The 14,261-nt window shown below is 65.8% G+C and carries 13 protein-coding genes; 4 read left to right on the forward strand and 9 right to left on the reverse strand.

The window, feature by feature from the left end:
• Positions 1–529: 529 nt before the first annotated feature.
• Positions 530–1,999, reverse strand: coding sequence for a hypothetical protein (locus KB879_RS03860; protein ID WP_211980799.1), 1,470 nt, complete (start codon positions 1,997–1,999; stop codon positions 530–532).
• 388 nt (positions 2,000–2,387) lie between these two features.
• On the opposite strand from KB879_RS03860, the gene KB879_RS03865 reads away from it, so the two are divergent.
• Both KB879_RS03865 and KB879_RS03870 read left to right on the forward strand, forming a co-directional pair.
• Positions 2,388–3,926 (forward strand): glycosyltransferase family 87 protein, encoded by a 1,539-nt coding sequence (locus KB879_RS03865; protein WP_249221248.1) that lies wholly within the window; start codon positions 2,388–2,390, stop codon positions 3,924–3,926.
• Positions 3,927–3,990: 64 nt separating this feature from the next.
• Positions 3,991–5,013: a glycosyltransferase family 2 protein gene (locus tag KB879_RS03870; RefSeq protein WP_211980800.1), complete on the forward strand. Its 1,023-nt coding sequence runs from the start codon at positions 3,991–3,993 to the stop codon at positions 5,011–5,013.
• An 18-nt stretch (positions 5,014–5,031) separates the two neighbouring features.
• On the opposite strand, the gene KB879_RS03875 is transcribed toward KB879_RS03870, so the two are convergent.
• The 4 genes from KB879_RS03875 to KB879_RS03890 all read right to left on the reverse strand — a co-directional run bounded on the left by KB879_RS03875 (position 5,032) and on the right by KB879_RS03890 (position 9,827).
• Complete coding sequence (locus KB879_RS03875) at positions 5,032–5,421, reverse strand: GtrA family protein (protein WP_211980801.1); 390 nt, start codon at positions 5,419–5,421, stop codon at positions 5,032–5,034.
• Positions 5,418–6,152, reverse strand: a complete 735-nt coding sequence (locus KB879_RS03880) for a bifunctional 2-polyprenyl-6-hydroxyphenol methylase/3-demethylubiquinol 3-O-methyltransferase UbiG (protein ID WP_211980802.1) — start codon at positions 6,150–6,152, stop codon at positions 5,418–5,420. Before KB879_RS03880 ends, KB879_RS03875 begins: the two co-directional genes overlap by 4 nt.
• 26 nt (positions 6,153–6,178) lie before the next feature.
• The gene (locus KB879_RS03885) at positions 6,179–7,555 is read right to left on the reverse strand and encodes a sigma-54 dependent transcriptional regulator (protein ID WP_211980803.1); all 1,377 of its coding nucleotides are present in this window, start codon (positions 7,553–7,555) and stop codon (positions 6,179–6,181) included.
• A gap of 1,297 nt (positions 7,556–8,852) precedes the next feature.
• A complete protein-coding gene (locus KB879_RS03890) occupies positions 8,853–9,827 on the reverse strand; it encodes a LysR substrate-binding domain-containing protein (protein WP_211980804.1) in 975 nt (324 codons plus the stop codon).
• Between the two features lie 81 nt (positions 9,828–9,908).
• Here KB879_RS03890 and KB879_RS03895 point away from each other — a divergent pair, with 81 nt between their 5' ends.
• Positions 9,909–11,177, forward strand: a complete 1,269-nt coding sequence (locus KB879_RS03895; protein ID WP_013955783.1) for a nitrate/nitrite transporter — start codon at positions 9,909–9,911, stop codon at positions 11,175–11,177.
• Positions 11,178–11,262: 85 nt separating this feature from the next.
• Here KB879_RS03895 and KB879_RS03900 read toward each other — a convergent pair whose 3' ends face one another.
• Entirely contained in the window at positions 11,263–11,826 is a 564-nt protein-coding gene (locus KB879_RS03900) for an isoprenylcysteine carboxylmethyltransferase family protein (protein WP_371827389.1), read from the reverse strand.
• A 178-nt stretch (positions 11,827–12,004) separates the two neighbouring features.
• Between KB879_RS03900 and KB879_RS03905 the strand changes: the two genes are divergently transcribed.
• On the forward strand, positions 12,005–12,181 hold the full coding sequence (locus KB879_RS03905) for a hypothetical protein (protein WP_211980806.1): 177 nt from the start codon (positions 12,005–12,007) through the stop codon (positions 12,179–12,181).
• A 7-nt stretch (positions 12,182–12,188) separates the two neighbouring features.
• On the opposite strand, the gene KB879_RS03910 is transcribed toward KB879_RS03905, so the two are convergent.
• From KB879_RS03910 to KB879_RS03920, 3 genes are read right to left on the reverse strand one after another with little or no spacing between them, the layout of a single operon-like run.
• Positions 12,189–12,692 carry a TPM domain-containing protein gene (locus KB879_RS03910; protein ID WP_211980807.1) on the reverse strand — a complete coding sequence of 168 codons (504 nt, stop codon included), beginning with the start codon at positions 12,690–12,692 and terminating at the stop codon, positions 12,189–12,191.
• Between the two features lie 18 nt (positions 12,693–12,710).
• Entirely contained in the window at positions 12,711–13,574 is an 864-nt protein-coding gene (locus tag KB879_RS03915) for a YgcG family protein (RefSeq protein ID WP_013955787.1), read from the reverse strand.
• 13 nt (positions 13,575–13,587) lie between these two features.
• Complete coding sequence (locus KB879_RS03920) at positions 13,588–14,214, reverse strand: LemA family protein (protein ID WP_013955788.1); 627 nt, start codon at positions 14,212–14,214, stop codon at positions 13,588–13,590.
• Positions 14,215–14,261 lie beyond the last annotated feature (47 nt).

A 14,261-nucleotide genomic window follows, 5' to 3' on the forward strand; every position in this document is an offset into this window, starting at 1 on the left:
TCCACAGGCAGTCCCTGCAAACTCTTGTGTGCAGGGGGCTGCAGGCCCGCGCGGCCGCGTGATTCACCTTCGAAACATGGCATGTGGGATGGCTGTTCTTCGCTGCATTCGCAGGCGTGCGCGCGCAACCGACTTGCGAAGGGGAGCTGCGCGACAAGGCTTGCGGTTCACGCAGGCTTCGCGTCTTGTCGACGGCCTGCCGGGGGGGCGACGCTGCGGGGATTGGGTGTGCATCGCGATTGGAGTTCGCGAGGATGAGAGCCGTGGCAGGTATGGGGGGATCAGGGCAGCTCTCGCTGCCGATGGCCGCTGGGGCTGCGCTATAGGTTGTGTAGCGACGCGCCCTGCGGACCGGGGCATTGCATGAGCACGGAAGTTCAGGCCAACGCTGCCTGCGGCCATGCAGCGCGCCATGGCGTGGCCCGCCACGGCCAGGCAGGGCACCGGGACGCCTGCCATGCCGCAAGGTGCGGCGCGCGCTGCCTGCTAGCCGGGCACGGGCACGGGCACGGGCGTGCGGGTGACGGCCCTATTGTTCGCGGACGTAGGCGACGGCATTTGCATCCTCATGCACTTTTCGCCAGCCCGGTAAGCCATGGATCAGCTTCGATGCAGGGCTTGTGGGCTCCAGAACGGCCCATCGGACCTTGTATTCCTGCATCAGGGCCTGCAGGATCCTGGCATCGCCGGAATAGGCTGCCATATACCTTCGCACGAAATCGTCGCCGTAGAGGTCGGCACGGCCGTCGATGAGCGGCGCAATGCCGGAGAATATGAGGTAGCCCCCGAAGTTGTAGCTATTGAAGACCGGCCCGGCGGCACCTGCCGCCATGGCCGCGTCGACGGCCTCACGGGGCTGTATCCGGCCCTGGTCGTGCTGGATGCCTTTGGCAAGGAAGGCGATGCTGGCCATGAACAGTGCCATGCACAACGCGGTAATGATTCGAATACTTCGTGATGACAGGCGCGGCTTGATTTCCGGACGGATGGCTGCGCGTAGCTGGGGGCCGACGCTGGGCATCAGCAACAGCGGGGCCAGCAGCCCCGGCAGTTCGGCATAGCGCGCGAAGGCCAGGGCAAGGTGAACCAGCCCGAAGCACATCAGGATCCGGGTCGCAGGCAGGCGGAACCCGAAGTAGAGCGCGCCGAACAGCACAAAGCCAAGCCACAGCTCGATTGGCTGGATCAGGCGGAAGTCCGGTGCCTTCCATTCGCTGATGATGCTGAGCGAAAAGCCCATGCCGGAAACGTGGAAGGGGAAGAGCAGGCCGTCCACGCCGTTCGGTGTCAGCAGGCCCGCGAGCACGGTCAGTGCCAGGAACGGTGCCCATGCCTGCGCGCTCCGGCGTGGATGCCCTTCAGCCAGGATGGCCTCGACGGCCAGTGCGCCGGCCAGCCCGATACCGAGCAGGAAGCTGCCATGCAGGTTGGCCCAGGCCAGCATGACGACCGGCAGCCACAGGCTGGGTCGCTTGCCTTGCTCACGCGCCAGCACAAGCTGGGCGGCCCAGATCACCATCAGCGGCCAGGCCAGCGCATGCGGGCGGGCGAGCAGATGCTGGGCCAGCGTCAGGAAGGCCAGGGCGGTCCCGGCGAACGCATGCAGCGGCTCGATATAGCGCAGCAGGAACCGCAACAGCATGGTCAGCGCGACGGCGGTCGCCAGCGCGGTGACCAGCACCGGCCCGGTCCAGCCGAGCCAGGCATGGGATGCGCCAAGGATGACTTCGGCCAGCCACTCATGCGGAACCCATTTCGCGCCATGAAAAGAGAACGAGAAGGGATCGGTCGCTGGCACTGCATGGTTGGCAAGGATCCATTTGCCGGCGGCGATGTGCCAGAACGTGTCGGCATCCACCAGCAACCGCCCACCGATAAATGAGAGGATCGAGAACAGGCTGAGTCCGAAGAGGGCGAGCCAGAACCACTGCTTCGTAGCGAGTTGCTGGAGCAGGCTTTCCCTGCTGTTCGTCTCCACCCAGGTCGTAATGGTTTTCATGGCGTCTCGCGGTGGCTGTAGTGGTTACCCATCCGGATCAGGTAGGAAAGGCGCGCGGCTGGCCTGCCGCCGCCGGGGGCGCAGTTGACGGGCAATCGCAATAACCGCGCCATTGCCGAAAATGCCCTTGTTTCCCGGGGAGATGGCGCCGGCTGGGTGCGCGCCTTGCTGGGCTGGCGACAACGTGCCCGTGCTCCCGTTTCCACGACGAATCGTGCTTAATTCTTTGAAGCCCGGGCTTGCATGCGAGGCAGCGCGCACGTGCGGCCATCCTTGCGCCAAAAGTATGAGTCGGAGCGCGCGGCACACAGTGCATTTGGCTGAGACCGACACGCAATGCCGCCGCCGGGCCTCCGCGCGCGAGGCGTCGCAGGGAGTAAGCCATCCGATGGCCAACGTTTCAGCGGGGAAACGCGCGCCGTCGCCGCGGACCAGCTGCGCCGGTGTCAATGCAGGGAGAACCGGAATGGCTCGCGGGATTGCGGTCGAAGCGGGTCGTGATTCAGTTTGGAAACGCTTGCACAAGCCAGATTCCAGCGCCTCGCCCTGGGCCGTGGTTCTGCTTGTACATCGGTGGGCGCCTGACCAGAATGGAGCCAGTACATCGATGCATCGCCGCTGCATTGCCAAGAAGAACACAGGCCGGCGCTGCCACAGAATATCAGGGGGTTGGGGAGCGATGAGCCTGGACCATAGCCCGGTAGCAACGCCGGGGTCAGTGATGTCGCGGCATTGGCTGGACCTGGAGCGTCTCAGGGCCTACAGCGTTGCCATGCTGATCGTATACGGCGCGCTGATCGTGATATGGGCCTTCAGGACGCACGGCTTCACCACGGATGCGATGGGCCGCCCCGGCGTGGATTTCTCGGCGTTCTGGAGTGCGTCGTACCTGGCCATCAAGGGGCAGGCCGCCGCGGTCTATGACTACCACAAGCTGGCACCTGTCATTGCGGCTTTCGGCGCAGTTGAGAGAGAGGGGCAGTTCTTCCTGCCATGGGTCTATCCCCCGACTTTTCTGTTGTTTGTGATGCCACTGTCCTTGCTGCCGTTTGCAGCGAGCTATCTGCTCTTCATCGGCGGCACGGCCGTCATGTATATCGCCGCGGTGCTCAGGATCCTGTCCTTGCCAGGCGTGCCGCGCCATGTGGTGTGGCTGCCCGTGCTGGCTTTTCCGGGAATCCACGAGGCTGCCATGATCGGGCAGAACTCATTGCTGACCGCGGGCGTGGCGGCGTGGGCGCTGATCCAGTTGAAAACCCGGCCAGTCCTGTCTGGCCTGCTGATCGGCTTGCTGTGCATCAAGCCGCAGCTGGCGCTGATGCTGCCGCTGGCATTGGTGGCAGACCGTGCATGGAAGACCTTCTTTACCGCTGCCGCGACCGCTGCGGCAATGGCTACCTGCAGCATCGCCCTATGGGGATGGCAGATCGTACCCACGTTCCTGGATATCGGCACGCACTTCAGGCAGACGGTGCTGGAGCAGGGGGAGTTTGGATGGCGCTATTGCCCGACGCTCTTTGCCATGATGCGCCGCGCCGGGGCGCCGGTGGCGATTGCGTACCTGGCCCACGGCCTGGGCGCGGGCTTCGCGATCTGGGCTCTGATCAAGGTCTGGCGCGGCCGGAATTCGACTGCGCTGCGTATTGCCGCAGTGGCGGCGGCCACCCTGCTTGTGAGCCCATACGTCTGGTACTACGAGCTTACCTGGATGGGGCTCGCGATTGCGGGTCTGGCGGTCGAGGGGGCGACGCGTGGCTGGAGGGAATGGGAGCGGGAGATCCTGGTGGTGGCATGGCTGCTGCCGATTGTCCTGAGCGCGAATCACGCGGGCCATTTCCCGCAGGTCGGGCCGCTGGTGACGCTGTTGCTGCTGATGGCAATCCTGCGCCGGGCGCGGACCGGGGAGCGGTTCGCACCCGGTAAATAACAAGGCGCATGACAGCGCAATCATGGCGGTGTGCGCACAAGCCACCCCGTCTCGGGAGGGGATCATGTCAGGCCCATACGACGTCAGGCTGCTTTCTCTGGTTGTGCCCTGCTACAACGAGTCAGAAGGCATTGGCCACTTCTTCGACAGCGTCATTCCCGTGCTCGAGTCCATCGATGCGATCCGCTTCGAGATCGTGCTGGTGAACGACGGCAGCTCGGACGACACGCTGGACAAGCTCATTGCGTATTCGCGCCGGGACGCACGCGTGCGAGTCGTGGACCTGACGCGGAACTTTGGCAAGGAAGCTGCCTTGACCGCGGGACTCGACGAGGCCCTTGGCGACGCGGTGATTCCCATGGACGCCGATTTGCAGGACCCGCCCTCACTGATCCCCGAGCTGCTCATGCGCTGGCGGGAAGGGGCAGAGGTGGTGCTTGCCCAGCGCAGCAGCCGCGTGTGCGACTCGTGGCTCAAGCGCGTGACCGCGGGCGCGTACTACCGCATCCACAACAAGCTGTCCGACCAGAAGCTGCCCGTGAACGTCGGGGATTTCCGGCTGATGGACCGGGTGGTGATCAATGCGCTCAAGCAGATGCCGGAGCGACGCCGCTTCATGAAGGGGTTGTTCGCGTGGGTGGGCTACAAGACCGCGATCGTCCGCTATGAGCGCGAGATGCGCAGTGCCGGTCGTTCCAAGTTTTCCGGCTGGCGTCTGTGGAACCTCGCGCTTGAGGGCATTACCAGCTTCAGCACCATCCCGCTGCGCAGCTGGACATATATCGGCGTCCTGATCGCGCTTGGCGCGTTCTGCTACGGCACCTTCATCGTGGCGCGAACCCTGGTCCTGGGGATCGATGTCCCCGGCTATGCGTCGCTGCTGTCGGTGCTGCTGTTCCTGGGGGGCATCCAGCTGATCGGGCTGGGGGTGGTCGGCGAGTATGTCGGCCGCATCTATGATGAAGCCAAGGGGCGGCCGATCTATCTGGTGCGGCGCCGTTACCAGGAGACCGGCCAGGACAAGCTCATCGCCTCGGGAAGGCGCGTGATCCGGATCGACCGCGGGCATGTGAGCGGTGGCCGCTGATGCGAGCCCGGCCTGGCCCTAGTCCCGATAGGTCCAGGCCCGGTGCGCAAGGTAGGTGAAGACCGGCACCGTCAGGACCACGCCGGCCAGGCCCGCCCAATAGCTGGCCCCCAGATATTGGGCCGTCCAGGAAATGCCCACGGTCAGGCCCAGTCCCAGCAGGGATACGCCGGCAAAGCGGCCCAGGGTCCGGTGGCGCAGCCGCGACGAGAAGCTCCACAAGGTGTTGAGCAGATAGGAGCAGGCGGTCGCGCACACGAAGGCCACGCAGTTCGCCGCGACCGGTGAGGCCGCCAGCGTTGTGACCAGCGTCGCGGTGATGGCGACATGCACGCCCGTCGAGGTGGCGCCCGATACCAGAAAGCGCGTGACCCGGCGAAGTTCGGGCGTGGTGATGCCGGCGTTCACGATGCGCGCACGATCGCCATCAGGGAAATGCCGAACGGCAGCGATCCGTGTGCCAGCCAATGGCGTTCCGTGCTGAACATGCGGTGCAATGCCTGGTTGACGGGTTGGGGCGGGAGCCCCGCTCCCGTTGCCTTCTGGCTGCCGCTCAGCCGGTCGCTGATGCGGGCCGCCACCGCAAGCGGAAACAGCAGCGTGTTGAAATAGGACATCCGTTCCACGCGCATGTGACACCGGGTGACGAGCGCATGCAGCGACCGCTTGCTATAGCGGCGCTGGTGATGCAGGAAGACGTCGTGGGAACTCCATAGCCATTGGTAGGCGGGCACGGTAATGAGTGCGGCGCCGCCGGCTTTCAGCATCCTTGCCGTACAGTCCAGTGCCCCGGCATCGTCGGCGATGTGTTCCAGGCAATCGAGCAGGCAGACCAGGTCGAAGCTGTGTTCCGGGAACGGCATGTCGTCGGGGCACCTGCCACTGCGGATATCGTAGGCCCCCAGGGTCTTCTCCCGCGCCAGCCGCAGGGCGGTGCCATCCATTTCCACGGCGCTGACGTTGCCGAACCGCGAGAGCATCTCAAGGTTTCCGCCGGTGCCCGCGCCGATCTCCAGGATGGATGCGTCGCGCGGCAACGCCAGGCCGGACAGGATCGTGCCGACGATTTCGCGCCGCCCCCGGAACCACCAGTGGCAGGCTTCCGTTTCGGCCATTTCAAGGTAGGCATCAGGTGACATCGGTCGGTTCCTCCGCGATGGATCGGCTAGCCCTGCACGCAGATCAACCCCAGATCCCCCTTCTTCACCTGCAGCTTGTAATCCCGCATCAACCTGAACAACGTCACCCGCGAAATCCCCAGCTCTGCGGCCACGTCAATCAGCCGTTCATGATGCCGCTGCAGCGCCTCGACGATCGCGGTCTGCTCGGCCGCTTCGCGGATGGCCGCGAGCGTGAGCGGGCGGTCGTCGGCGGGGGTGGCCAGCTCCAGGTCGTCGGGCTGGATCACGCCGTCTTCGCACATGGCGGCGGCGTGGCGGATGCGGTTGATCAGTTCGCGCACGTTGCCGGGCCAGTTGTGCTGCTGGATCGCGCGCAGCGCCATCGGCGAGAAGCCGCGGATGCGTGCCGGCGACTGCTTGCGCACGTTGTCCAGCACGTGTTCGGCGATCAGCAGGATGTCGCTGCCGCGTTCGCGCAGCGGTGGCTGGCGCACGCGCAGCACGCACAGCCGGTGGTAGAGGTCGCCGCGGAAGCGTTCGGCGGCGATCGCGGCTTCCAGGTCGACGTGGGTGGCGGAGATGATGCGCACATCCACCTCCACCGATTCGGTGCCGCCCAGCCGCTCGATGCGGCCGGTTTCCAGGAAGCGCAGCAGGCTGGTCTGGCTTTCGATCGGCATGTCGCCGATTTCATCGAGGAACAGGGTACCGCCCTGTGCCATCTCGATGCGGCCAGGCTTGCGCTTGGTCGCGCCGGTGAAGGCGCCGCGCTCATAGCCGAACAGCTCGGACATCAGCAGCGTGGGCGGGATCGCCGCGCAGTTGACCGCAACGAAGGGGCGCGAGGCCCGCTCCGAGGAACGGTGGATGGCATGAGCGGCCAGTTCCTTGCCGGTGCCGGACTCGCCGGAGATCAGCACGGGCGTGTCCCACCGCGACACCTTCTCGATACCGCGGAAGAGCGATTGCATGGCCGGGCAGCTGCCGATCATGCCGTCCGGGCGTGCGGTGCCGGGGCGGGCATGCTGCGCGCCCGGGCGCAGTTGCGCCATGCCGAGCGCGTGGCCGAGCGATTCCGCCAGGCGAGAGTGCTGGATCGGTGCGGTGTAATAGTCGACGAAGTACAGGCCCAGCAGCCGGCGCGCGGATTCGGTCAGGGACTCCTGGCCGGCGATGACGCCGATCCAGCCGATATGCGGCAGCGAGAGCCAGGACTCGAACGATTCCAGGTCGGCGTCGCTGAAGCCGCCTTGCAGGTCGAGCATCGCCGCAAGCGGCTGGTTGCCCGGGGGCAGCGCGTGGAGGTCTTGCAGGTTGGAGGCGAAGCTGATCTTCCAGCCACGCTGCGCGAGCATCCTGCAGAGCATGGCGTCGTGGTGCTGCGACAGGTACAGCAGCGGGCGGTTGGTGTACGCGCTCATAAAATTTCCCCGGATCTTTTGTTTTTACAAAGCCGGCGGCCTGCTGTCGCGGGTCACTGGTTTCGTTCGCTCTAAGGCCAGCGCCTTGCCGCATCATGACCATGCCGCGGCCTGGCGCTCTCCCTAAATTGCTGCCCGCGGCGCTGCGCTGCGCGGGCCGGTGGGCCCGTTTTCGCCGCCGCCGCGACCTTACCTCCCTGGTATCGGTCACGGCGGCTGCCGCTTCGCTTCGCCTGCATCGCAGACTGTTGCTTCACCCCGTTTCTTGTCCGGATGCGCCGGCCTGGCCGATGCGTCCGCTTGTTGTCTGCGTGCCGCCCCGTTTGGCCGTGGCGTGCCCGCATAGTCCAGGTACCACGGGCCGCGTTTCGTCCGCTTGCGGCCCGTGTTCCTGAACGACCTCCGCTAATCTTGTCGACGACCCCTGCAACCTGGCCTGCCGATGCGGGCCAGTTCCTGCCGCGTGGCCCACGCTTACAGCGCCAGTCCGAATCCCGCCCTGGGATGCGGGGTCGTCCTGAAACTGATCTTCGGCGAACGCGTGCCAGTGTGTTGCCGCTTCGGTTTCAGACGTCCCCCTGTTCCGGGCTTCTGTTCGCGCGGACATATGTGCGACGAACGTGCCAGATATGGCTAACTCTTTGATAACAAAAGGAAAGAGGAATTTTCGGCTGGCATTTGCCCGTTATTGGCGATCAATAATGTTCCGCGTCTGATACATGCGGCCGGATTTTTATGCTGCGATGCAATATTTGGTGAGCTCGTAATGAGACACAGGCATCACGCCGCGCGGCAGAAGGGTGGCGAAAGACCTACTTTTTGGCGGCAATTCCCATCCGAAGGAGGGAGAGCGAAATTTCAAATGGACAGGCGTCAGGGCTCGGATGCAGCACGCGAGTGAAGCTGCCAGGTAGTTTCATTTCCGTTACAACGATTTGAACTCTGTACATCGGTAGCCACCCCGGCGCGCCGTGGCTGGCCTCAGCCTTTTGGCGCCGCGCGCGCCGTGCGGGCGCGCTTGGGTGGAGGGAATCGACGCGTTGACAAGCGTTTGCCCGATGCCGGCCAAGGCCGGCCCGGCCGTTTCTCATCTCTTTGGATGGGCCGGGTAGATTTTTCACGGTTGCTGGCACCGTGCGCCGATTGGTTGCATTGGTGAAACTCGGGCAGTTCCGGCAAGGCCGCGGCGCACACGTATGGCGGGTCATCGGACGGCTTGCGCCATTCGCCAAGCCCTTGATTTCACTGGCCTAGACGAAAATGATTCGTATTGCCAACATCCACGCTTCAAACGATTTCATGCATGAAACCGCTCGGCGGGCGTGCCGCCGTCGGCGGCAGGGTGGACGTGGCCGGCTTCCTGCCGGACCTGCTCCTGCAGCCATGCATGGAACTGCTGGATGGCCTTCTCGCGCGGATTGCCTTCGCGCCAGGTGACCCAGTAGTGGAGGCTGGACGGGATGCGGGCGGGCCCGATCTGCACCAGTTCGCCGCTGGCCAGGTAGTCGTGCGCCAGCTGGGCGCGCGCAGTGGCTACGCCCAGCCCAGCGACGGCGGACTGCAGCATCAGGCCGGCATCCTGGAAGATCGGGCCGCGTTCGGGCTCGTCGCCGGGCAGGCCGGCGGCTTCGAGCCAGTCGCGCCAGGGGCGCAGCGCAAAGCGCAGCATCGGCATGCGCGGCACGTCGGCCAGCGTGAAGCCGGGGTAGCGCGCCAGCAGCGCCGGGCTGGCCACCGCGATCACATGGTCCTCGATCAGGTTGTGGCATTCAAAGCCGGGCAGGTCGATGCGCTGGTGCCAGATGCCGACATCGACGCTGTACGGGTCGGGCGGCGTGATTTCCGCATGCAGCCGCAGGTGCAGGTCCAGCGACGGCACCTGGGCGTGCAGGCTGGGCAGGCGCCGGATCAGCCAGGCATTGGCCAGGTCGGCCATCACGCTGACCTGCAGCCGGACGACCGGCGGCCCGGCGCTGTTGCCGGCCTCACGCAGCGCGCTTTCGATGCTGTCGAGCGCGCCGCGCACCTGTTCGGCCAGCCGCGCGCCCACGCTGGTGGGGATCATCTGGCTGCCGCTGCGCTGGAACAGCTTGGTGCCCAGGCTGGTCTCCAGCGCGCGGATATGGTGGCTGATGGCGCTGTGCGTCAGGGCCAGTTCCTCGGCCGCGCGCGAGAAGCTACGGTGGCGCGTGGCGGCCTCGAGCGCACGCAGCGCTTGCAGCGGCGGCAGGTGGACCGGGCGTTGGGCGGGTTTGGCGGGGGATTTGGCCATGGCCGTCAAATTCTACTCACAATTGCGGCGGGTATCTTTCGTTGGCCTTGAATTGCCAGAGGAACGACAATTCGGGCCATCATGACGACTACGACTTCAAACTTGTCTTCTGCGCCCTCGCAAGCGCGACTCGCCACTGGTGCTGCTGCCGGCGCCCGCTGGCGCGTGCTGGCGGTATTCTCGCTGGGCTTCCTGGTGTCCTATCTGTTCCGCGGCGTCAACCTGGGCTTTGCGCCGCACCTGACGCGCGAACTCGGGCTCAATGCCGGCGACCTGGGCCTGCTCACCAGCTTCTACTTCCTTGGCTTTGCCTGCGCCCAGCTGCCGGCGGGAATCCTGCTGGACCGCTACGGCCCGCGCCGCACCGAGGCGGTGATGCTGCTGGTGGCCGTGGCCGGTTCGATGGTGTTCGCGCTGGCGCCCGGCATGGCCGGGCTGGCCGCCGGCCGGCTGCTGATCGGGGTGGGCGTGTCGGTGTGCCTGGGCGCCACCATCCAGGCGCTGTCGATGTGGTTCCCGCTGTCGCGCATGCCATTGCTCAACGGCGTGGTGATGGCCATTGGCGGCCTGGGCGCGGTGCTGGTCGGCGCGCCGCTGTCGTGGCTGCTGTCATTGACTGACTGGCGCACGGTCAGCATGGGGCTGACCTGCATATCGCTGGCGATGGCGGTGCTGCTGTGGTTCGGCGTGCCCGACAAGCCACGCGCCGGCAAGGAAAGCCTGCGCGAACAACTGCGCGGCACGCGCCAGATCCTGGCCAGCGAACGTTTCTGGCGCGTGGTACCGCTGACACTGCTCAATCAGGGCGTGTTCATGGCGGTGCAGACGCTATGGGTGGGTGCTTTCCTGCGCGACGTGGCCGGCTTCGATCCGGCCAGCAGCGCACAACTGGTCTCGGTGATCGGCTTTGCCATGATGGCCGGCTGCGTCGGCGCGGGCTGGGCCGCGCGCCACCTGGAGCGTATCGGCGTGAGCCTGTATGCCTTTGCCGGCACTGGCATGACCGCCTTTATCGTGGTCCAGCTGCTGCTGATGGCGCAGGTCCCGCTGCCGCCGGTGCTGCTGTGGGTGGCTTATGGCGTGTTCGGCTCCAGCGGCATCCTGACCTATGCGGTGCTGGCGCGCAGCTTCCCTGATGCGCTGATCGGAAGGGCTACCACGGCGCTGACGCTGACGGTGTTCCTGTCCACCTTTGCCTGTCAGGTGGGTGTGGGACTGGTGCTGGATCTGTGGCCTGCCACGGCCGGACACTATCCCAAGGCTGCACACCTGACGGCGTGGGGCGGACTGGTGGCGCTGCAAATATTCGCGGCCGTGTGGTACCTGATGGGTGCGCGCCGCCCGCGCTGACGATGACTGGCCCGACCTGAATTTCCTTCGCGTCGTCGCCCCCGGTTGGCGGGCTATCCCAATCCCAATGACGGGTTCGGCACGCTCAGTAAACACCTGGCAACGCGCGGAATCGCACTTTTTCGCGATACCGACAGTATTCGGGGTCGTCGGAGAGCAGCCTTTCTTCGCGATTTATCCGCACAGCCTGCAGCGCGTACAGCCCGGCATAGACCAGCAAGTTCTGCGGCCCGAAATTTGTGAGCAGGAAGCCGACGTCGGTGATGAGGTAGCCAAGGTAGATCGGATGCCGCACGAACCGGTAAGCCCCGCTCGACACGATTCCGCGATTGGCAGGCAGTATTCCGAACGAGAACCGGAGCGAGATCTTTGCGTAGATCTGCCAGGTGATTCCTATGACCTGGAGGCCAGCGCCAAGTATTTCCGGTACCAGGTGCTCCCCTGGCGCCAGCTGAATTGCCACGAAATAGTATGAGGCGCCCAACGAGCAGATGACTGTGACCGGATTCCAGTCTCGTCGCTTCGGAACCCGGACAAACAGGGACAGGCCAAGGGTCAGGCAGTTTGCCAGCACGAGCAGCAGCAAGGTGATTCGCGTCGGGTCCGCGAGCCAGTGCCGGATTGCCGCGTAAGCGAACGCAGCAAACATGATGGCGCTGGCACTTCTGAGACTTGCCTCCAAAAGGAATTCCCGAAGGTCTGTTCTGGGCGCAGGGCCCCCTCGATCCTCGTCCGTTGGGCATTCTGGCATGGCTTCCCCTTGTCCTGGCGGAGTCTTGGCGCTCCGCCTCACTGGCTGTCGTGCAGTTGTTGACCAAGCGTAGCCCGTGAACGCCAGACGTCATATCGGGAAAAAGGATGTTTCGCCGATGAAAGCCGCGCATTGCCTGGTCGATGGCGCAGGCCAAGGGGAAGGCCAGAAGGAAACCGGCAACGAGCTTGCGCATCGCTATCTGGCCGTTACGTCGTTGGCCATTGCGATGGAGCCAGACCTGGCGATGTGAACAGACCTTAGAGCATGACCGGACGGTCGTCCAGCTCGTTCGGGTTGGGCCCGCCGCCAGACGGGAAGTGCGTGGCCAACAGTGCATGGATGCGCGCCACCGTGGCCAGCACCGGCCGTACCGACAGGTCCTGCCTGAGTCCCCGCGCCAGTTCGTCGCACAGCTCGCGCCAGGTGGCGGGCCCCACGCAGGCGTCGATGCCGCGGTCGGCCAGCAGCTCGACCGCATGGTCGGCCAGGTTGATATAGAGCAGCACGCCGGTATGGTCCGCGGTGTTCCAGACCTCGAGCGCGCCAAACAGGAAGCGGGCGCGCTCGCGCGGCGTGACGCCGGCCCAAGCATGGCCCACCGGCAGGCTGGCTTCGATCACCACGCGGATCTCGCCGCGGTGGCTGGCTTCGCCGGCGTGCACGGCTTCATGCAGCTGTTGCTGGGCTTCGGCCGGAAAGTGCTTGCGGGCTGCGCCGGCTGTGGTGGCGATATGGTGCAGGGCACGTCGGAGATTCGGCATTGTCGTCGTTCCTTGCTGTCACCAGTTGCCCGAGGCGCCGCCGCCGTCGAAGCCGCCGCCGCCCCCGCCACCAAAGCCGCCGCCGCTGTCACCGCCGCCTCCGCCAAAGCCGCCACCACCCCAGCCGCCGCTGCGCCGGCCCCAGTCCTGCCCCATGGTGTAGCCGCCCAGGCCGCCCAGCCCACCGGCGATCACGTCGCGACCGCGCCGGGTGGTGACGATCTGCGGGCCGCGTCGGCGCAGGATGGCACTCAGGAAGAAGAACACGATGATCGCCAGCGGCAGCAGTGCCGGCAGCCACTCGGCCAGCCCGGACGATTGCTGCGCCTTGCGCTGCGGTGCCGCCAGGCCTTCCTTGTCGATGGTGGCCTGGATGGCCGAGATTCCCGCCGCCAGCCCGCCGTAGAAGTCGTTCTGGCGGAAGTGGGGGGCCATCACGTCCTGCAGGATGCGCTTGGACATGGCATCGGTCAGCGACCCCTGCACGCCGCGCCCGACCTCCAGCCGCATCTTGCGCAGCCCGGGCGGGTTGTCCTTGGCGATCAGCACGATCACGCCGTCGTCGATGCCCTTGCGCCCGGCGCGCCAGGCGTCGGCCACGCGGATGCTGTAGGCATCGATCGGCTCGGGATCGGTGGTGGGCACCATCAGCACGAAGATCTGGCTGCCGCGCTGCTGCTCGTATTCCGCCAGCACGTTCTCGAGCGCGCCGCGCTGCTGCGGCGTCAGCGTGCCGGTCAGGTCGGTGACGCGCTGGGTCAGCGGCGGCACCGCGACAAAGCCGTCTGCCGCCAGCGCCGGGCCGGCCAGCAACGCCGCCAGCCATAGCAGGGCGGCCGCCAGCCAGGCGTGCCGCCAGGGCGAGCGCAGGGTGTGGCCCATGGTGTGGTCCGTCTCAGAACTTGACTGCGGGCGGCGTGGAGATGGCTTTCTCGTTGTCCACCGTGAACGACGGCTTGACCGGGTACTTGAAGACCATCGCCGTCAGGTTGGTCGGGAAGCTGCGCGCCAGCACGTTGTACTGCTGCACGGCGGCGATATAGCGCTGGCGGGCCACGGTGATGCGGTTCTCGGTGCCCTCAAGCTGCGACTGCAGGTCGCGGAACGAGGCGTCGGCCTTCAGTTGCGGGTAGTTCTCGGACACCGCCAGCAGGCGCGACAGCGCGCCGGACAGCTCGCCCTGGGCCTGCTGGAAGCGCTTGAAGGCTTCGGGGTCGTTCAGGGTTTCGGGCGAGACCTGGATGCTGGTGGCGGCGGCGCGCGCCTTGGTCACGGCCTCAAGCGTCTCACGCTCGTGCGTGGCGTAGCCCTTGACCGTGTTGACCAGGTTGGGGATCAGGTCGGCGCGGCGCTGGTACTGGTTGATGACTTCGCTCCAGGCTGCCTTGACCGCCTCGTCCTTGGTCTGGAAGTCGTTGTAGCCGCATGCGGACAGCAGGCTGGCCATAACCGCCAGCAGCAGCCAGCGCAAGACAGGCATCGGCGAGCTGCTGGACAAGGAGGGGGACGAAGAGGCGCGCATCAGAGACTCCGCGGGTTGGACGAAAACCCAAGTGTAGCGCACCGCCC

Origin of the sequence: Cupriavidus sp. KK10 (assembly GCF_018223725.1) — a bacterium.
In the GTDB taxonomy this organism is placed as follows: domain Bacteria; phylum Pseudomonadota; class Gammaproteobacteria; order Burkholderiales; family Burkholderiaceae; genus Cupriavidus; species Cupriavidus necator.